The organism is Pseudomonas sp. NY15356 (genome assembly GCF_048068175.1).
Classification (GTDB): Bacteria; Pseudomonadota; Gammaproteobacteria; order Pseudomonadales; family Pseudomonadaceae; genus Aquipseudomonas; species Aquipseudomonas putida_K.
In genome coordinates this window covers 118,592-138,109 of the sequence record NZ_JBLUPW010000002.1, presented here as the reverse complement: position 1 = coordinate 138,109, position 19,518 = coordinate 118,592, and the positions used below count along the sequence as shown (strand labels likewise).

Annotated in this window: 7 protein-coding genes; all 7 read right to left on the bottom strand. The window is 66.3% G+C overall.

Features of this window, described 5'->3' with window-relative positions; translation table 11 throughout:
• Positions 1-338 precede the first annotated feature (338 nt).
• Positions 339-1,346, bottom strand: coding sequence for an AraC family transcriptional regulator (locus ACNFCI_RS03235; protein WP_324812910.1), 1,008 nt, complete (start codon positions 1,344-1,346; stop codon positions 339-341).
• Between the two features lie 190 nt (positions 1,347-1,536).
• Positions 1,537-3,636, bottom strand: coding sequence for an HlyD family efflux transporter periplasmic adaptor subunit (locus ACNFCI_RS03230; protein ID WP_368829320.1), 2,100 nt, complete (start codon positions 3,634-3,636; stop codon positions 1,537-1,539).
• Positions 3,636-4,976: an efflux RND transporter periplasmic adaptor subunit gene (locus ACNFCI_RS03225; RefSeq protein ID WP_324812904.1), complete on the bottom strand. Its 1,341-nt coding sequence runs from the start codon at positions 4,974-4,976 to the stop codon at positions 3,636-3,638. Before ACNFCI_RS03225 ends, ACNFCI_RS03230 begins: the two co-directional genes overlap by 1 nt.
• Before the next feature lie 6 nt (positions 4,977-4,982).
• Positions 4,983-5,744, bottom strand: a complete 762-nt coding sequence (locus ACNFCI_RS03220) for an efflux RND transporter periplasmic adaptor subunit (protein ID WP_368829319.1) — start codon at positions 5,742-5,744, stop codon at positions 4,983-4,985.
• A complete protein-coding gene (locus ACNFCI_RS03215) occupies positions 5,728-7,266 on the bottom strand; it encodes a TolC family protein (RefSeq protein WP_324812897.1) in 1,539 nt (512 codons plus the stop codon). The genes ACNFCI_RS03220 and ACNFCI_RS03215 overlap by 17 nt, the downstream gene beginning before the upstream one ends.
• Positions 7,267-7,304: 38 nt before the next feature.
• Positions 7,305-18,236 carry a VCBS domain-containing protein gene (locus tag ACNFCI_RS03210; protein ID WP_416767401.1) on the bottom strand — a complete coding sequence of 3,644 codons (10,932 nt, stop codon included), beginning with the start codon at positions 18,234-18,236 and terminating at the stop codon, positions 7,305-7,307.
• 47 nt (positions 18,237-18,283) lie between these two features.
• The gene (locus ACNFCI_RS03205; RefSeq protein WP_324812892.1) at positions 18,284-19,420 is read right to left on the bottom strand and encodes an AI-2E family transporter; all 1,137 of its coding nucleotides are present in this window, start codon (positions 19,418-19,420) and stop codon (positions 18,284-18,286) included.
• Between the last annotated feature and the right edge of the window lie 98 nt (positions 19,421-19,518).

Sequence of the window (19,518 nt, the reverse complement as noted above, 5' to 3'; positions counted from 1 at the left end):
ATAGCATCAAGGCGCATTCAGGCATCATCGACGCGTCGTGATCGTGTGCTCTTAACACGTGATCGAAAAGGGAAGCGCGACAAGGGGAGGCATGAGAACGAATTGGCAACGACCTTCATTACAAGCTCCTTTTGAATGGCTGCATTGCCCCAACTAGAGAGGCCAGATCAATTGAGCATAGCGAGCTTTGAACGCTTTCTCGGCGGTGTGGCTGTACTCTTTTGGCGACAAGGAGCCAACGCGCGTACTGGTATGTTTGCCGAGCCTTTTCCAGGGAAGGCCTGCCAGGTGCCCGAGTAAGCTGTCATCAAATGGGTATATCTTCGTGTGTGGCTACATCAACTGCTTTCGCGCTTATCGAATTTCTGGCGATGCTCCAACGGCGTGCACTCATACCAGCGATAATGCGCACGGCAGAATGAAGCCGGTCGCCGGTAACCCAGCTCCTGGGCGATCTGGGCAACCCCCAGGGAGGTGTGGTGCAGCAGCTGCCTGGCCTGTTGGCAGCGCACCTGCTCGACCAACTGTTCGAACTCCACGCCGTTGCTGGCCAGGCGCCGCTGCAGTGTCCTGACGTGGACTCCCAGTAACAGTGCCACCTGCTCCAGGCTGCAACGCTGCTTGGGCAGCAGTATCTGTATTTGCTGTTTCACCTTCTCGAGCAGTTCGGTCTCGGCCCCGTATTGGTTCTCCAGATAGAACCGCACGATATCGTGCAAGGCGGGGTCGTACTGGACGCAGCGGTATTGCAGGTCTTCGGCATCCATGACGAGTGCATCGTGTTCTTGCCCGAACAGTACCGGGCAACCGAAATAGCGTTGATACACGGCCATGTGCGCCAGGGGCAGGTGCCTGAACAGCACGGTCTTGGGTACGAACGAGCCACCTTGGAGCTCATTGATCAACAAGCCGCCTTGCAGTACCGATTTTTCGATGATCTGTGGTGTCTCCCGGCTGTCGGGCAGCGAGTTCTGGAAGTACAGCAGCGCACGGCCGGGTCGACGTTCCAGGCTGTAGTGGATCGACGGGCTGTACACGCGCATGTAGCGGATCACCGCGATCAGGGCATCGCCGACCGTGGGCGCCGAGCGCGCCAAGTGCTGGAGCGGGCCGAGCAGGGTGAGCCCCTGGCGCGTCGCCAGCTCCAGGCCGAAATGCGGTAGGTGCAGGGCCCGGGCGCTGCCTTCGAAGATCTGCACCAGGCTCTTGTAGGCGAAGCGTTTTTCGTAGTTGCCGACCACGTCCAGGCCGATGCGGTGGGGCGCCAGGTAATCACGCAGGTTGGCGCCGTGGGCGGCGAGCAGCTCGCCGTATTGGAGGAAGGCGGTACCACGGATGCTGTCCATATCGTTCCCTTGCGTTCAGGTGGCACGGTACAAGCGCAACGCTTTCGAGTATGGCTGCTGCGCCGATGCCGCGTACGGTGAACCGATGACCGTTCACTCGATCATGTGGTGGGCGTATTAAAGGCCAGGCGAGCGCGTATCTCCAGTATCCACCGGATGAATTGCGGCAGGGTTCGCAGTCGGTGGCGGGTCAGAAGCCGCTTTCACGCATGAACACCGCCGCCAGGTGCATCAGGCCCTCGGCCAGCAGGCTGCGACGCTGGCCCTCGATCTGCAGGTGGCCCCGGGTTTCACGTAAGGAGGGCGGGGCCGTGTCGAGCTGAACCAGCAAGTGGAACAGCGGCGAACTGGGAACCCGCGCCTCACCTTCGCCAACGACCTCCAACGGCCCGCCGTGACGGGACGCCAGCGCTTGTTGAGGCAACTGGCTGATGCGGGTGGTGCCGATCTGCACGACCTTGCCGGCGATGGCCTGGGGCACGCCTTCGGGGTAGAAGCGTACTGGGCTGCCCTCGCGCAGCCGCTGAACCTCGTCCGGGCCTACGTAGGCATCCACCTGCCAGCTGCGCGGGTCGATGAGCACGCCCAGCGGTTCGCGGGTGCCGACCCACTGGCCGCTGCGCCAGTCCGGGTTGAGGTCCAGCCATTGCCCGGTGAAGGGGGCCTGCAGGTTCAGGCGGGCGATCTCCGAGCGGGCGGCGCGCACTTCTTGGTACTGCACGCCATAGCGCTGGCGGGTCGCGGCCGCTTCGGCCAGGCCTGCAGGGTCGGCCAGCAAACCGGCCAGGCGCTCGTTGTAGCCGCGCATGCCGGCTTCGCTGCCCGCCAGGCGGGTGGCGATATCGGGTTGGGCGAGCTCCACCAGGGTTTGCCCGGCCTGTACCGGACCGGCTTGGTGCACACGTTGCAGCAGGGCCGGGAAGGGGGCGTACAGGCGTATCTGGTGCTCTGCGCGGGCAAGGCCCACCGCATGGATCTGGCTGCGCCAAGGCACCGCCACCAGCAGCAGGGCCAGCGCCAGCAGGCTCCAGAACACCCGGCGACGGCCAGGCAGCACGGCGCTTCGGTGGTGCCACCAGTGTTTGAGTTCGCGTCCGATCGGTTGCAGGATGAACCAGGCGATTTCCACGGCGAAGAGAAAGATCCCGAGCAGTTTGAAGAAGAACAGGTACACCGTGACCGCGATGCCGAGGAACAGCACCAGGCGGTATACCCAGGTCAATATGGCGAACGCCACCAGCAGCCTGCGCTGCGCGGGTGGGAACGGCTCCGGCCAAGGTTCGTCCAGGCCCAGCAGGGTGCGCCGCAGGGTCACCTTGGCCAGGGCGGTGGCGCGTTCGTGCAGGTTGGGGAAATCCAACAGGTCAGAGAGAATGAAGTAGCCGTCGAAGCGCATGAACGGGCTGGCATTGAGCGCCAGCGACAGCGCCCAACTGGTGGTGGCCAAGTAGAGCAGTGCATTGCGCAGCGCCCCCGGGTCGCACAGCGCCCAGCCCAGGGTGGCCAGCCCCGCCAGCCCCAGCTCGGTGACGATGCCGGCGCTGGAGATCGCCAGGCGCTGGCGGGGGCTGCGCAGTTTCCAGCTTTCGCCGGTGTCGGTATAAAGCATCGGCCACATCACCACGAAAGCGATACCCATGTGGGCTACCTTCAGCCCCAGGCGGGTGGCCACCAGGGCGTGGCCCAGTTCATGGAGCGTCTTGGCCACCACCAGGGCGAGGGCGAAGCTGAGCAGCCCTTCGGCGGAGAACGACTCCACCACGTCGTGGCGGAATGTGTCCCACTGGTGCGCCACCAGTACGATGCCCAGCAAGCCAAGGCCGGCGACCAACGCACCCGTCAGGGGATGGAACAGCCAGCCCAGCCGGTGCGCGAGGCGCCGCAGATGGCGTTGCGGATGCATCAGAGGCACACGGAAGAACAGGTAGTGGTGCAGCCACCATTTCCAGGTCAGCCATTGCCGGCCCTTGCTGGCCTGGCGAAGGCGTTCCAGTGCCTGGGCACCGGGGTGTACCAGTTGATGTCGCTCGAGAAAGGCGCGAAAACCCAGTACTTGCTCCGGGTCAGGCTTGAGTGCGGTCTGTTCGGCGATCTGCTCGGCGATGCGTCGCGGTGTCTGCTCCCAGCGCAGCAGGCATTCGAACTCCAGCCAGCCGATGCGGAAAAAGCGGTTGGTGACGCTGTCGTGGATCACCCATGCAGGTTCGCCTTCGCGGTTGCTGTGGGCTTCGGCGATGTCGAGGTCATCGCGCAATGGCGGCGTCGGCAGGTCTTCGGCGCTCGTGTTCATCACCATCCCGTCCAAGCTCGGGCAGCCGCCAGCGGGCGACGCAGCAGGTAATAGCCCAGGGGCACGCGTTCGCCATACAGCTTGGCGGTACCGTGCAAGCCCAGGCGGGCATGTTCAGGCGAGCCTTCGACGCTGGCCAGCAGGCGGTAGGCGGCCACGCCATCATCGCCGGGGCGGGCTTCGTAGCTGGTCTCCAGGATCGCTCCGTGCAGCGGCGAGAGAGGGTAGGCGGTGAGGAACAGGGTGACCGGCGCGCCGCTGTCCAGGGCGATCGCATCAGCCACCGGCAGATGGATACGCAGGCCGGGCTGGCTTGGGTCGGCGACCTGCAGGATACGCTCGCCGATGACCACCGGCTTGCCCAGCCAGTCGTTGGGGTCGCTGTACACGGCCACCCCGGCGCGTGGCGAGAGCACGGTGGTACGTGCCAGCTGCGCCTGCACCGCGGCAAGTTCGGCGCGGCGTTGGCGTAGCGTGCCGTTGAGCACGGCCAGTTCGCCTTTGCTCTGGGGGTTGTCGAAGGCGCGCTGGTTGGCCGCCAGCAGCTCGGCGTCGGCCACGGCGACTTCCTTGGCCAGCACTTGGGCACGGCTGCGCAGGGTGGTTTCGTCGAGCGCGAACAGGGGCGTGCCGACGTCCACCGGTTGGTTGGGCCGGACCAGCATGCGGGCGATCACCCCATCGATCGGCGAGCTGATCACCTGGGCGTTGCGCGACACGACTTCCGCCGGTGCCAAGGCGGTCTGGCGCACCGGTAACAGCAGCAAGGCGGCCAGCACGGCGGCGCCGACCAGCAACTGGCGCCGGCTCGGGCGCCAGAAACGCAGCGACCGGGGCTTGCCGAACGCGGCCCAGCAGTGCGCCCAGGTCTGGAACACGCCCTGCAAGAGGCTCACCATCGAGGGCGCCGGCGCCTCGTCGAGCAAAAATACCAACAGCCCCAGGCGCTGGCCATGGCGGTCGTGCAGCGGGACGCACCACAGGCCGCTGGGCCACCATTCGGCCCAGCCATCGGCGATATCGTCGGGCAGCTGCAGACCCTCGCGCGCCAGCCAGGTGGGCGAGGGCTCGCTGAGCTGGGCGTTGAGCCAGCGGCAGGCGCGGCGCAACCACACCAGATAGGGTGAATCTTCGGTGGGCCGCGCCAAGCCTGAGAGGCACAGCAACTCCAGCTGGTCGCCGTGTCGGGCCAGCACCAATGCCTGGCGAAAGCGCAGCAGGGCATAGAGGTCGTTGGCCATTGAGAAGGCCAGGGCGTTGAGGCTCTCGGCCGCCAGGGCACGATCACGCAGGTTGGCCAGGCTCAGCAGCAGTTGTGGCGGCGGCAACAGTTCGCTCATGGCCGCTTACTCGTGCGCATCGGGGAAGCGTGCAACGCCACTCATGCCCGCGATCAGCTCCGGGTAGGCGGCGTCCAGGCGGGCCTCCAGCTCCACGGTTTGCGCCACGGCATCGACCCGGGCGTTGATCGCGCTGACTTTCGCCGGGTAGTGTTTGCCGGTTTCGTGGATCTGCACCACCAGGGGCATGTCCGGCTTGAGCCGGGGGAGCAGGGTGGAGGGCACGTTCAGGCGAACCTTGAGCGCACTGTCGCTGACCAGGTCGAACAGCGGCGCGCCGGCCTGCACGGTCTGGTAGGGCTTGACGTAGACCTTGACCACCCGCCCGCCGAACGGTGCCTGCACCTGGCAGTAGCCGGCCTGGGCTTTGGCCAGCGTGAGGGCGCCTTCGGCCTTGCTCACTTCGGTGTTGGCCATGGCCACCTCCAGGTCGCCGGCGGCGTCGAGCTTGCGCAGGTTGCGCTTGGCCTCGAGGTTCTGCCGCGCCATGTTCAGCTCGGCACCGGCCACCTTGGCCCGGGCTTGTACCTCCACGCATTGCAGCTTGGCCAGGGTGGCGTGCTTGGCGACCTGTTGGCCGAGGCTGGCATCGAGCGCGCCCAGGGTGCCGTTCATCTGGCTGGACAACGTGGTCTCCAGGTCGGACGCCAGCAGGACGCGGATGGCGTTGGCATCGTCCTCGGCCGCTTCGCTGGCCAAGGCCAATGGCGCGCAGGCCAGGCACAGCGACAGCAGGGACCATGACAGGGACTTAGGGCTTGGCGACATTGGCGCTTCCTTGGTTGCTGGCGGTGAGCAGGTGGCTGCTGGTCTGTTGTTCCAGGGTGCGCTGGATCTCCTGGGCCAGGGTCTTGACGTCGTGGTCCTGGACCTTGTCGGGCAGCACGGCGAAGCCTACCGAGTTGTACAGCCGGCCCCAGGCCGCCTGCGCGTCGGAGTAGGCGGCCTCGCGCTGGTAGCGCGAGAGCAGGTAGCGGCCTTCGGCGCGGATCAGCTCGAGCTCGGTGCCCAAGGCCGCGCTACGGGCTTTTTGTGCGTAGTCGAGCAGGCTCTTGTCCACGCGCAGGCTGTCGTCGGCGAACTGTACTTCCTGGCTGGCCAGCTGGTAGCGCAACAGGCCCACCCGTACCTGGGTGAGGATCGCCATGGACAGGGCGGTACGGCGCATGTCGTCGGTCTTGGCCTGGCTCTGCTCGGCGGTCTTGAGAGCCGGGTACTGCAGCAGACGCAGCAGGTTCACCGACACCTGCAGGCCGGTGTCGTTCCAGTGGTTGTTGTACAGGTACTTGTTGGAGTCGTAGGTGTAGCTGTAGTTGACGCTGACGTTGGGCCAGAGCTGGGCCTTGGCGATCTTCAGGTCGTTCTGGTCGACGCGCTTGCGGTACCACTCCTCCATGATCTCCGGGCGGTTGCGCAAGGACAGCTGTTCCAGCGCATCGACGTTCTGGGTCACCTGCGGCAGCGGTGCTTCAAGGTTGTCAGCCAGTTCCATGCGGGAGTTGGGCGGCAACGACATCAAGGCCGCCAGCTCGGCGCGGGCGAACTCCAGGTCCTGGCGGCGCACGGTGAGCATGTACACCGAGTCGAGCAGGGCGCGTTGGTAGGCGAGGATGTCCTGGCGCGGCAGCAAGCCCTTGGTCTCGGCCTCACGCGCGGCGGTCAGGGCGCGGTGGGTGCGCATCAGCAGGCTATCGACCTCTGGCAGCAGGCGTTGGGCGCCAAGGGCACGCCAATAGGCGTTGCGCACATCCTGCAGGACGTTCTGCGCCACGCGCTCGCGGCGCTCTTCGGCCATGAGGATCTGGTCGGCCTTCTGCTGGGTGCGGTAGTAGGCTACGCCGAAGTCGAGCAGGCTCCAGCTCAGCCCCAGGCTGTCGATGGTGCGGTAACGCTCCTCGGAGGTAGAGGGGCGCAAGCTGACCTGGCGGTCCTGGATGCCGATGGAGGTGCCGCCGGAGTCATTGTTGCGCCCGGCGTAGCCGGCCGAGGCCACCAGGCGCGGGAGCATCTCGTGGGCGGTGACATCCCGCAGGTCGGAGGCCAGCGCGCTTTCCAGCAGCTTGAGGCGGTAATCGAGGTTGTACTTCAACGCCCTGGCGGCAGCTTCGTAGAAGGTGATGGGCGTGGTGACCGGCTCCTGTTCACGGTACATGCGCGCCTGGTCGTCGATGACGCGCTGGCGCATCTCCTGTTCGTCGTAGGGCTCGGCCTCCTTCAGGGCCGAGCAGGCGCCCATCAGGAGGCTGGCGGCGATGATTGCACTCAAGGCTGTGACACGGTGTCCAGGCATATACGGTCCTTGATTTACGCGTGGTCTTTTCAGGTTGTTCATGGGCGCGGCCCTCGGCGTTGTGCGGCGTCCTGCAACTGGGCGCGCAGACCGGGGGCGGTCTGTGGGCGGTCGGCGGCAGGCACCATGTCCGCAGGCAGCGGCGCCCACAGCGACGGGTCGCTGAGCAGGCCGTCGGCGCTCAGGCCGGTGACGCCGTTGCGGCCCTGCACCCACAGGGTGTCGAGTTCGCTCCTCTGGCGGCTCTCGGCCACCGCCTGGGCGACGAACTGTCCGGGTACCAGGTCCAGGTCGGGGGCGATCCTGGCGCGGATCTCGGGCGCGGCGAACAGGCTGGCGGCATCGCCGTTGGCGCCCCGAATGATCTGCTGGCGGGCAATGTCGATACGGCGGATCTCCGGCTCCACGTACAGCGCCGGTTCAAAATCCAGAGGTGGTTCGGCGAAGGCGTTGCGCCCGGCATCGCGATCCAGGTAGGGCCCTGGTGGGATATAGGGCGAGGCGATGTCCAGGTTGATGGTCAACTGCGCCTGGTCGGTGGCCCCGGCGAGGTCGGCGATGGTGTAGGTGAATACATCCTGCAGCACCTGGCCGAGCCCCGCCGCGGCGAGCACCTCGGGGTTGCTCTGGTCGATGGTGTAGGTGTAGCTGCCATCGGCGTTGAGGGTCAGGAAACCGTAGCGGCCGGCCAGCACCTGGCCGACGCTGCCCTGGGTGCCGCCCGCTTGTTCGGCGCCGGTGCGCACGCCCACCACGGTGAGGCGATCGCCGCCGTCGACATCGCTGTCGTTGGGCAGCACATTGCCGCTGCTTTGCGGTGCCTGGACCTGGTCGCTGGCGACATTGCTGTCGTCGCGGGCCACCGGGTTGTCGTCCGCGCCCTGGACGGTCACGTTCAATTGAGCGGTGGAGGTCGCCCCGGCAGCATCGCGCATCTGGTAGGTGAACACCTCGCGCAGGGTTTCGCCGGCGCTGCGCAAGGCCTGCACGCGCGGGTCGGCATTGTTCACTTCGTAGCGGTAGCTGCCGTCGGCGTTGAGCCGAAGGGTGCCGTAGCGCCCCTGCAGGAGAATGCCTGCGGCCGCCGATTGCCCGGTTTCGCTGGTGACGGTGAGCACCTGGCGGGTTTCGCCATTGGCCAGGCTGTCCACGTCGGTATCGTTGGCCAGCACGTTGCCGGTCGGGTCGACGCCGGGGCGGGTGTTGCTCACACCGCCCGCTTCGACGGCGATGGCCGTGTCATCCTGGGCGACGGGCGTGTCGTTGGCGCCACGGATGACGATCACCAGTTGCGTGCTGCCAGTCGAGGTCCAGCGGTCCTGGACCACGTAGGTGAACTCGTCGGTCAAGGTCTGGGAGGCGGTACGCAGGGCCTGCACGGCTGGGTTGTCGTTGTCCAGCTGGTAGTGCCAGGTGCCATCGGCATCGAGCACCAGCGTGCCGTACTGGCCTTTGAGCGGTTGCCCCGGCACGCCGTCGGGCGCGCCGCTCGGGTCGGTGCCGGTACGGACTTCCACCACCGTCATCGCATCGCCTTCGGCATCGCGGTCGTTGCCCAGCACGTTGCCGCTGGGGTCCACCCCCGGGGTTGTGTTGTTCAGGCCGCCGGCCTCGACAGCCTCGGCAGTGTCCGGGTTGGCGTCCGGCGGCGAGTTGCGGGCGAAGACCACGATGTGGATCTGCGCCTGGTCGACCAGGCCGCCTGCGTCGCGCACTTCATAGGTGAAGTAGTCGCTGAGGGTTTCCAGCAGGCCCAGGGCCAGGACCGCCGGGTTGCTGTTGTCGACGCGATAGGTGAAGGTGCCATCGGCACCGATGATCAGTTGCCCGTAGCGTCCATCGATGAGGGTGCCGTTGCTGTTGTCGGTGCCGGCGTTGACTCCGGTCAGCGTGCCGCCGGCCGACTCCTGGCCGGTACGGATACCGCTGACGCGCTTGCTGTCGCCGGCATCCACGTCGGTGTCATTGCCCAGCACGTTGCCGCTGGGGTCGAAACCGTTGTTGATGTTGGGCTTGGCCGCCAGGGCCAGGGCAAGGTCGTCGTTGGCCACGGGGGCGTCGTAGGCCCCCTGCAGGGTGATGGTGAGCTGGGCGATATCGCTGGCCCCGGCGGTGTCGTGCATCCGGTAGGTGAACGTCTCGACCAGCGTCTGCCCGGCCTTGAGCGCCTGGACCCGGGCGTCGTTGTTGTTCACCCGGTAGCTGTAGCGGCCATTGGCGTCGATGGTCAGCACGCCGTACACGCCATTGACCACCTGGTTGCCGCTGACCGTGACGAACGTACCGCCAGCAGCCTCGCTGCCGGTACGGATGCCGTCTACCTGCTTGCTGTCGCCGGCGTCCACGTCGGTGTCGTTGGCCAGCACGTTGCCGCTGGGGTCCAGCCCCGAGGTACCGTTGGCAGTACCGCCGCGTTCGATGGCTGTGGCCTGGTCGTCGCTTGCCACGGGGTTGTCATTGCGGCCTTGGATGGTGATGGTCAGGATCGATGTGGTGGTGGCGCCGGCAAGGTCGCGAACGGTGTAGACGAAGCGCTCCTGCAGGGTTTCGCCGGAGGTTCGCAGGGCCTGCACCAGCGGGTTGCTGTCATCCACCACGTAGGTGAAGCTGCCATCGGCGCGCAGGGTCAGGGTGCCGTAGGCGGCCGTGAAGGCGCTGCCCACCTTGCCGGTGGCCAGGCCCTGGTGAACCCCGATCACGCCCATCAGGTCGCGGCTGTCGACATCACTGTCATTGCCCAGGACATTGCCGGTGGCATTGCGCCCGGGCGTGGTGTTGGCCACGCCGCCTGCCTCCACGGCCGTCGCATTATCGGGGCGGGCCACCGGGGTATCGTTGGCACCGGTGATGGTGATGCGCAGGGCGGCCTGGTCGGTGGCGCCGGCAGTGTCGATCACGGTATAGGTGAAGGTATCGACCAAGGTATTGCCGCTGGTGCGCAGCGCCTGCACCGCGGCGTTGTCGTTGTCCAGGCGGTAGCGGTAGGTGCCGTCGGCATTGAGGGTCAGCCAGCCATAGGTGCCGCGCAGCTCGGTGCCGAGGCTGCCGGTGCTGCCGCTGGCGTTCTCGGCCCCGGTACGTACGGCGTTGACGGTCTTGGTCTCCTCGTTGAGCACCGAGTCGACGTCACGGTCGTTGGTCAGCACGTTACCGGTCGGGTCGCGCCCTGGCTGGTTGTTGCCCACGCCACCGGCCTCGATCGCCGTGGTACCGTCGTCGGCAGCCACCGGGTTGTCGTTCTGGCCTTCGATGAGGATGAACAGGAACGCAGGGTCGGAGAAGCCGCCCTTGCCGTCGGTGACTTCGTAGCTGAAGGTATCGATCAACCGGTCGGCATCGGTGCGCAGGCCTTGGACGGTGGGGTTGCTGTTGTCCAGCACATAGGTATAGGTGCCATCGGGGTTGATGGTCAGGGTGCCGTACTGGCCGGTCAGCGTGGTACTGCCGTTGACGGACGTGGTGGTGGTCGTGCCGGTGCCGATGGCGGACACGGTGATCGGGTCGCCGTCCGGGTCGTGGGAGGTGCGGGTCACGTCGCCGCTGGGGTTGATGCCCGGCAGCTGGTTGTTCACGCCACCTTGCTCGACCGCACGGCCAACCACGATCTGGGCCACGGGTGGGTCGTTGACGCCATGGATGGTGATGACCAGCTGGGCGCGGTCGGTAAGGCCTTCGGTGTCGGTGATTTCGTAGGTATAGATCACCTGCACGGTCTGCCCGGCGGCCAGGCCTTGGATGGTCGCGTTGGCACTGTTGACGTCGAAGACGAACGACCCGTTGGCACCGATGGTCAGGGTGCCGAAGGCGGCCGGGTCGATGACCTGCACACCATTCTGCTCGGCGTAGATGGCGTCGATCACCCGGCCATTGCCGGCGTTGCTGCCGGCCGGGACCGAGGTCATGCCAGGGTTGGAGAGCTCGGTCGCCGAGCTGATGCCGGTGACGTTCAGGCGCGTGCTGGGGCGGTCGGCGCGATCGACGTCGAGGTCGACGCCGTTGCCGCCGGGTTGGTTAAGGCCGCCCCCGCGGCTGGGGAAGAGGATCACGTTGCCGACGGGGTTGCTTTCTTCGCCCGGGGTGTTGGTCGCGGCCGCCTGGGCCACGGCGCGGTCGTCACTGGCCACTGGGTTGTCATAGGCGCCCTTGATGGTGATGCGCAGTTCGGCCAGGTCGCTGAGGTTGCCGGCATCGGTCACCCGGTAGGTGAAGTACTCGATCAACTGGTCGTTGGCGCCAAGGCGCTGCACGGCGGTGTTGCTGTTGTCCACCACATAGGTGTAGGCGCCGTTGGCGCTGATGGTCAGGGTGCCGTAGGTGCCGTTGATCACCACCGGCGCGTTGGTGACCGGCACGATGGCGCCGGAGGCGCTCTCGCGCAGGTTGCGCACCCCAGTGACGGTCTTGGTCTCGCCGTTCTGGTCCACGTCGGTGTCGTTGCTCAGCACGTTGCCGACGGCATTGCTGCCGGGCGTGCCGTTGTTGACGCCGCCAGCCTCGAGCGCCTGGCCGTCGTCGTTCACGGCCACCGGGGTGTCGTTGGCCCCCTGGATGGTGACGGTGAGCGTCGAGGCACTGGTGGCGCCGGCCAGGTCGCTGATGGTGTAGGTGAAGACCTCTTGCAGGGTGTTGCCGGACAGGCGCAGTGCCTGCACCGCAGGGTCGTCGTTGTCGACGATATAGGTGCTGCCGCCGGCCGAGGAAATGACCAGTTTCCCGTACAGGCCGACGATCTCCACCGTACCGTTGACCGGTACGCCCAGCTGCGTGCCGCCTTGCAGCCCGGCGCGGATCACCCGGATGGCATCGCCATTGGTGGCGATATCGACATCGCTGTCGTTGGCCAGCACATTGCCGCTGGGGTCGCTGCCCGGGGTCTGGTTGCGGGTGCCACCGGCTTCGACGGCGATGGCACTGTCAGGCCGGGCCACCGGGGTATCGTTGACCGGGTCGACGATCAGCTGCACGGTATCGGTGTCGCTCAGCGCATCCTGCGGGTTCTGCCCGGGGATGCCGTCGTGGTTGGCATCACCGAAATTGCCCCGGTCGTTGGTGACCATGGTCAGGGTTTCGCTGGTGCTGGCGGTGTTGAAGTCCTGGTTACCCTTGTAGTAGAGCTGCGAGAGCAGGGCGTTGAGCTGCGACAGGGTGCCGGTCAAGGTCAGGGTGCCGCTGGCCCCCGCGGGTGGGGTGGCGCCGGGCGCGGGCGGCGTGGCGCTTTGCCAGAGCACGCCGTGGCGCACGGTCAAGGTGACGGATATCACCCCGCTGCCAGCGTCCGAGTCGCTGACGGCCAGGCCGTTCAGGTGCAATACAGTGTCTTCCTGGCCGCGTTGGCCGGGGAGGGTGTTGACCGGTGCTTCGTTCAGGTGCACGTAGCCGGCGTTGGCGGTGCCGGTTCCGCCCTCGGCCAGTGTTACGCTGACATTGCCCAGGCCGCTGACACTGGTGCCGGTGTCGGTATCGATGCGCACCGCGAAGCGATTGCTGGCCGACAGCTGCAGCGACTGGGGCACGGCCACCAGGTAGTTGCCTGCCGGCAGCAGGGCGAACTGGTAGCGCCCGTTGCTGTCGGTCTGGGTGGAGAACACGCGGTCATCGGCGTTGCCGAACACCCCGTCAGCGCCGGCCCAGGTGACCTGTACACGCTGCCCGGCCAGGCCCGGGCCATCGGGCGTGGTGCTGCTGGTCGCCGAGTTTGTGTCGTTCCACAGCGTGCCCTGCACGACGCCGAGGCCGGCGCCTTCGCTGAGGATGTAGTTGTTCAGCCCGCTCGTGCCGTCCTGCCCGGTACGTTCGCCATCAGCGGTGCCGCCGGTGCCGGGGCGCGAGCCGCCCCAGCCACCGGTCTCGAAGCTGGTCGGCAGGCTGCTCCAGGTGAGCACTGCGGCACTGGCGGCGTTGTCCGGCACCACGGCATTGGGCACGGTGACGCGGTAGACCACCTGCACCCGGTCGCCCACCGCCAGGCGGTCGAAGTCCACCGACAGAGCGCCGCTGGAGGTGACCCTTACCCCGGCGGGCAGGTTCGCCAGGTCCAGTGCGCTGCCGTTGACCAGGATGCTTTGCACCTGGTAGTTGCTGCCATTGGGGAACTGGTCCTGCAAGTGGACGTTGTAGGCGGGGATGTCGCCGTTCTGGGTGAAGCCCACCGACACCGTGGCAGTGGTGCTGCCGGTGCCCGGCAGGATGTCGATGACGTGTTTGTCCAGGCCGGTGAAGCTCGGTTCCACCACTCGCTCGAAGAGCTGTTCGCTCTTGCCCCGGTCTACATCCTGGCCCGGCAGGCCGACATGCTCGAACGCCTGCACGCCCAGTGAAGCACCGCTCTGGTTGCTCGCCACGTTGGTGACGCGCACGTTGAACTCGAGGATCACGCCTTCGGCATTGGTGTCGGAGGTTTCGCTGTTGCGCACGTTCCCCAGGTTGAAGGTGACCGTCTGGCTGCCGTTGGCATTGGTGACGATACTGAGGTTGCTGGCGTTGCCGTCGAACACGCCGTTGGGCCTGACCCCGCTGAGGTCGGCATTGATCGGTTGGGACACCGCGCTGTCCTGGTCGCCGGGCATCCACAGGGTGCCGCCCTTGATCAGGTCGGCATCGGTGGACAGACCGTTGAAGGTGTTGGACACCATGGCGATGAGGATGTTGTTGAGGTCGGCAGGGATGAACGACAAGCCCGCACCCAGTTCGATGCGAATCTGGTAGTTGGGGTTGTCGCCCACCGGTACCAGTACCGACACGCGGTAGCGGATCACTTCGCCCACGGCAACGTTCTCGCTGATGCCGGCGGTATCGACGTTGCCGGATGCATCCCGGGGTGGGGGCGTATCGGGCAGGCCGCCGACGTGGGAGATACGGACCCCGTTGGTGACCGGGAATACCAGGGCGGAGTCGAGCCGGTAGTCGTTCAGCGTACCGCCGTTGAGCACGCCGTCGGCGCCGGTGCGTTCACCGGTGTGGTTGCCGTCCAGGCTGGTCCAGCGAACCTGGGCGTTGTTGGTGAAGGCGGCCAGGCCGGCGGCGGTCGCATTCACCGTGCCGCGCAGGTGCAGGACGATGCTGCCGCCCTTGGCGATGTCGATATTGGCACCCGTGGCCGTGCGCAGCTGGCCACCCTGGATGACAAAGTCCACGCCACCATTGTTGGTGGCTCCTTGGTAGACCACGCCGGTGATGGTCACGCCGTCGAGCTGGCTGGGCAGGTTGTCCAGCAGGCTGATGTCGAAGGCATCGAAGTCGCTCGAGGCCGTGCCGTTGCGCAGGGTGAGGGTGAAATCGATGATGTCGCCTTGGTCGAAGCCGCCGAAATCGGGGGTGGTGTCGATGTTCTGGATGATCTGCAAGGTCGGCTCGCGCAGGGTGACCGTGGGCGCGCCGCCGCTGAGGTTTACCTGGCGATCGAGCGCGACCGTGCCGTTGGGGGTGTTGCCGTCGATGTCCTGGTAACGCAGGGTGGCGCTGTTCTGCAGCGAGCGGTTGGCTTGGTTGCCGCTGACGTTGCTGGCGACCAGGCGCACACGGATCACGAAGGCATTGTTGCCGGTGTTGTTGTCGGCGCTGGTGGCCGAAACACTGAAGGTAAAGTGCGCGTCGACCCCATCGCTACCCAATGTGCCCCCGACGCCGCCGACTGCGCTGATGACTACGCTGCCAGCGAAGTCCTGGCTCAGGCTGCCGCCGCTGCCCAATGCCGTGAGGATCTGCAGGTAGCCCAGGTTGTTGTTGAAGGTGGTATCCAGGCGCATGCCTGGCGGGATCAGGTCGTCGATGCTGAGGTTGCGTGTGGTGCCTTCCGGCAGACGCACGATGATGTCATAGAGCATGCTTTCGCCGACCACCAGGTTGCTGCCGGTGGTGTGACCGGCGCTGGAGTCGCCGTTGTCCAAGCTGCCGCCGGCGAAGGTCTTGCTGGTCACTACGTCATAGGCGCCACCGCCGCCGCTGTTCTCGATGGCCGTGGCCAGGCGCAGCCTGTCGCCGCCATCGATGCCCGAGACATCGCCGTTGATTGCGGACAGCTCGGTGACGCTACCGGTGAACGGGCGCCCGCCAGTGCCGGGCTGGGCCCAGCTGCCGGTGGTGCCGGTGACGCTGCCGTTGCTGCTGGAGACCACACCGTGGCGGATGTCCAGCACCGGTTCCGCGACTGACACCACCACGGCCACGTCCGAGCTCAGCAACGGGTCTTTGTTGATCGTGGTGGTCTGGCTGGACTGCGCCAGCACGTCCAGCGAGCGCTGGTCGGCGAAGGGCTGGTCGCCTACGCGCAGGGTGAAGGTGAGCTCGATGCGCCCACCGGCGGCCTGGTTGACGCTGTACTGGCCGAAGTCGAACACTACCGAGTTGCCGGGCCCGCTGGACACAGTGACCGCCCGCGACGGGTCGCTCTCGCCAGGGCCGAAGCTCCATTGGCCGACACCGTTGCCGACAGTCCATGTCACGCCACTGACGTCGAGTAGCGGCAAGGGCAGGTAGGCGGTGAGCTGGAAGTTTTCGTAGTCGCCGGTGACCAGGTCATAGGAGAGTTGGAACGTTATCAGGTCGCCGGGGCGGATCTCGCCGCTGGTCGGAGGCGCGCCGTTGTTCACTTTGAGGATGTCGATGTCGACCTGGCTGGTCGGCACGGTGCTGACGGTGCTGGAGCCGTCGGTCTGGATGCCTGTCCCCAGGTTCACGGCATCGAGCAGCACGGTAGCGCTCAGGGTGGCATTGTTGCCGACGCTGTCGCCTTCGTTGATGTCTTTGTGCGGTGGGTAGTTGCTGACATAGGCCTGGCTGATCACCGCGTTGTAGCTGATCACTGCCAGGGTGGCTGACGTGCGGGTGTCGTCGAAGGCCAGGTCGCCGAACAGGGCGCCGAGCGTGCCCGATGCCCGGCGCAGCGACTCGGCCATGTCGATCACCAGGGTGGTGGTGCCATCGGCGTTCGGGGTTTGCGTATAGACCAGCTGGATCGTGCCGCTGGCTCCGTCCTGGCTCACGGTCATGGTCAGCGGCCCGCTGATGGTTTGGCCGTCGGCCAGGGTATCGACGATACGGAACTGACCGTTCTGCAGGATATTGCTGCCGAAGGCGAAATAGTCCGACAGCGCCACGTTGAGCACGTAGCGCAGGGTATCGCCTGGGCTCAGGCCGGTGCTGCCGAGGTCGGTCTGCAGCACGGCCTGCTTCTGCAGGGTGATGGACTTGGCGACGAACTGCGCGCCGGTACCGTCGCCGGTGGTGCTGAAATCCACCTCGGTGGCCGGTGGGTTGAGGTCGCGTGGGTCCAGGGGTGTCCATTCGCCAGTGGCAGTGGGGGTACCGAAGGCGATGGTCACCGGGTCACCGGTGTTGGGGTCGAGCACGGCGTTGCCCGCGCCGCCCACCTCTGGCACATAGAACGTCACCCGGGAGGTGGCGGGGGCACTGAGGCTGTCATAGGTGATGCTGTAGGCGGTGATGAACACGCTGTCACTGTTGATCGCCGCGGCGATCAGCGCAGGGTTGGTCAGCACCGTGCCATTGCGCAGGGTGACGGAGGTGAGGGTGCCCCCCGCGCCGGGGGTGATGGCCGTGACCTGGACTTGGTCCGGCACGTTCTGGGTGACCACTACGTTGTGCAGGGTCTGCCCGCTCGCCGGGGTGACGGTGACGGTCTGGTTGTGGGTGAAGTTCGGGCCGGTGGCGGTTTCGCCTTCGGTCATGTCCAGGTTCTGGGTCAGTTCCACCAGGGTGGGGTTGACCACCAGCGCGTGCAGGCTGGCTTCCACCAGGCTCGGGTCGACGGTGGGGTTGTTCAGCGAGTCGTTGCCGTATTCGAAACCGGCACGGGTATTGATGGTCAGGGCCGGGCTGCCATTGGTGTTGCTGGTGTCGGCCAGGTTGCTCAGGCGCGCGGTGACCTGCACGGTGATGTCCGGCTGGTCCTGGGAAACACTGGCATAGGGCACCTGCAGCACCACGAACTGATCGCCCGGGCGCATGCCCACACTGGCGGCGGTGACCACCAACGGCTTGCCGTCAGCCCCTTTGGCCAGCGGGTGGGTGGCGTTGCCAGCGGCGTCGAAGGTGACCACGTAGCTGGTCAGGGTCTGGCCCAGGTAGGAGGCGCCGACGAAGCTGATACCGTCGTCGCCGTCCTTGCCGGTGGTGGGCAGGAACAGGTCGATGTACGGGGCATAGCCGACCTGGCTTGCACCGTTGCGCAGGTCCACCTCGAAGGTGAAGGTGTTGCCGATCAGCACGTCGTTGCTGGGCATGCTGATGCTGGTGGTTGGCGCGGCATTGGCCAGCAGGCCTTGGAACCGTTCCAGGCTGGTGGCCGAAAGGGCGATGCCCTGGTCGATCACGCCGTTGCGTACCTCCAGCGCCCAGTCGCCACCTGCGGCGCGGCTGCCGGTGGCGTTGCTGGAGGCGCCCACGTCGGCGCCGGTCCAGCGCGCCAGGCGGTCCACCAGTGCCTGGCCGGCCGCCCCGGCACCGATGTCACAGCCATAGAGCTGGATATCGGCTCCGGCGCTGAGCTCGGCCTGCCACTGGCCCAAGGTGCTACCGAACTGGTCGAGGTTGGCGGCGGTGAAGGTCTGGTTGCCCAAGGTGAACTGCCCGGCAGCGCCGTGGGAGAACACTTGGATCGAATCGACCGTGCCCATCTGGGCGAGGGCGGCGCTGATGGCCGCCAGGGCATCCTGGCCTGCATCGACCACCAGGGTGAGGGTGTCCGCGCCGAGTCCGGCGGTCAGTTGCTCGCGATTTTCCACGCGGCTGTCGAGTACCACCAGGGTTTTCGGCACCGTCGATGTTGGGCCTGCGGCTGTGCGTTGGTCCGGGGTGGACGGATGAGCGTCGGCCTGTGCGGCGTCGCCTGTATCCTGGTGATGCTGGTCAGCCGCGGCGCTCGCGGCGGCGCCATCGAACAGGATTCTCGGTTCAAGGGCCAGGGTCTGGCTCTGCGGGCGGAAAACCTTTGCGTTGTGTCCCATATCCATTTGCAATCCATCCTGAGAAAGGGGCGCACCCCGGTGCTTCGCGCGGATCAACGCTCGCTTGGGTGGGTATCGGCCAGCTCGTCGTCGGGCAGGGTGTCGGCCTTTCCAGGTGCGGCCGAGGCCTGGCCGACCCAGGAATTGAACAGCTCATAGCCGATGGCCAGGATCACCGGCCCGATGAACAGGCCGATGAAGCCGTGGCTGATCATCCCGCCGAGGGCGCCGATCAGCACCACGGGCATCGGTACCGACACCCCGCGGCCGAGCATCAAGGGCTTGAGCACGTTGTCCGAGAGCCCGGCGGCAATGGTCCAGATGGCGAACACGATGGTCGCGGCATTGGCGCCTTGCTGGCTGAACACATAGATGACGATGGGCAAGGTGACCAGCAGCACCGGCAGTTGCATGATCCCCAGCAACAGCACCAGCAGGGCCAGCAGCCCGGCGGCGGGGATGCCCATCACCACCAGGCCGATGCCGACCAGCAGCATCTGGATGAAGGCGATGCCCACCACGCCCTGCGCCACCGCACGGATGGTGGCGGCGCATAGGCTGGCCAGTTCGGCGCCCCGTTCGGGGTTGAAGATTCGCTGGGAAATGGCCACGGCCCGGCGTGCGCTGCGTTCGCCATTGGCAAGGAACAGCCCGGCGATGATCAGCGCCAGGATGAACACCAGGACACCACTGCCCACACCGGCCAGCTTGAGCAACACCAGGCGGCTCACGTCCTTGAGGTGCGGTGCGGCTTGCTGGAAGGCCCAGGAAAGGTCTTCGGAGGCATGTAGCCAGATGCGGTACAGCGGCTCGCCGATCAGTGGCCAGCCTTGCACGGCCTCCGAGGGCGCGGGGATGGCGAGGTTCCATTCATGGACCGACTGCAGGGCAGCCTGGATCGAGCCGGCCATGGACTCACCGAGAAAGCCCAACGGCACCATGAGGCAGAGCAGGATCAACAGCACCAGCAGGGTGGCGGCCTTGCCCACGGAAACGCCCAGCCATTGAGCGATGCGCAGGTTGAGTGGGTTCAAGGTCACTGCCAGGATCACGGCCCAGATCATGACACCGAGGAAGGGATAGAAGATCTGGTAGCAGAACAACGCCAGGACGGTGATCAACCCCGCCCGTATCAATACATCCAGCAGCTCTTTGGGGCTGGTCGTAGCGGGGGTCTTGTTGCTTGCCATGGTCCGTTCGCGTCCTTTGCCGTTCCGTTTGACGCAACAGTCTGGATCAGACTTGCACGGGGCATCGGCCCAGTACTCTCCGATCACGACAGCTTTTT

Bases quoted from the DNA above. Each gene is read 5' to 3' on its own strand.
- ACNFCI_RS03225 (WP_324812904.1), bottom strand. From the start codon at position 4,976: ATGAGCGAACTGTTGCCGCCGCCACAACTGCTGCTGAGCCTGGCCAAC.
- ACNFCI_RS03230 (WP_368829320.1), bottom strand. From the start codon at position 3,636: ATGAACACGAGCGCCGAAGACCTGCCGACGCCGCCATTGCGCGATGAC.
- ACNFCI_RS03210 (WP_416767401.1), bottom strand. From the start codon at position 18,236: ATGGATATGGGACACAACGCAAAGGTTTTCCGCCCGCAGAGCCAGACC.
- ACNFCI_RS03235 (WP_324812910.1), bottom strand. From the start codon at position 1,346: ATGGACAGCATCCGTGGTACCGCCTTCCTCCAATACGGCGAGCTGCTC.
- ACNFCI_RS03215 (WP_324812897.1), bottom strand. From the start codon at position 7,266: ATGCCTGGACACCGTGTCACAGCCTTGAGTGCAATCATCGCCGCCAGC.
- ACNFCI_RS03205 (WP_324812892.1), bottom strand. From the start codon at position 19,420: ATGGCAAGCAACAAGACCCCCGCTACGACCAGCCCCAAAGAGCTGCTG.
- ACNFCI_RS03220 (WP_368829319.1), bottom strand. From the start codon at position 5,744: ATGTCGCCAAGCCCTAAGTCCCTGTCATGGTCCCTGCTGTCGCTGTGC.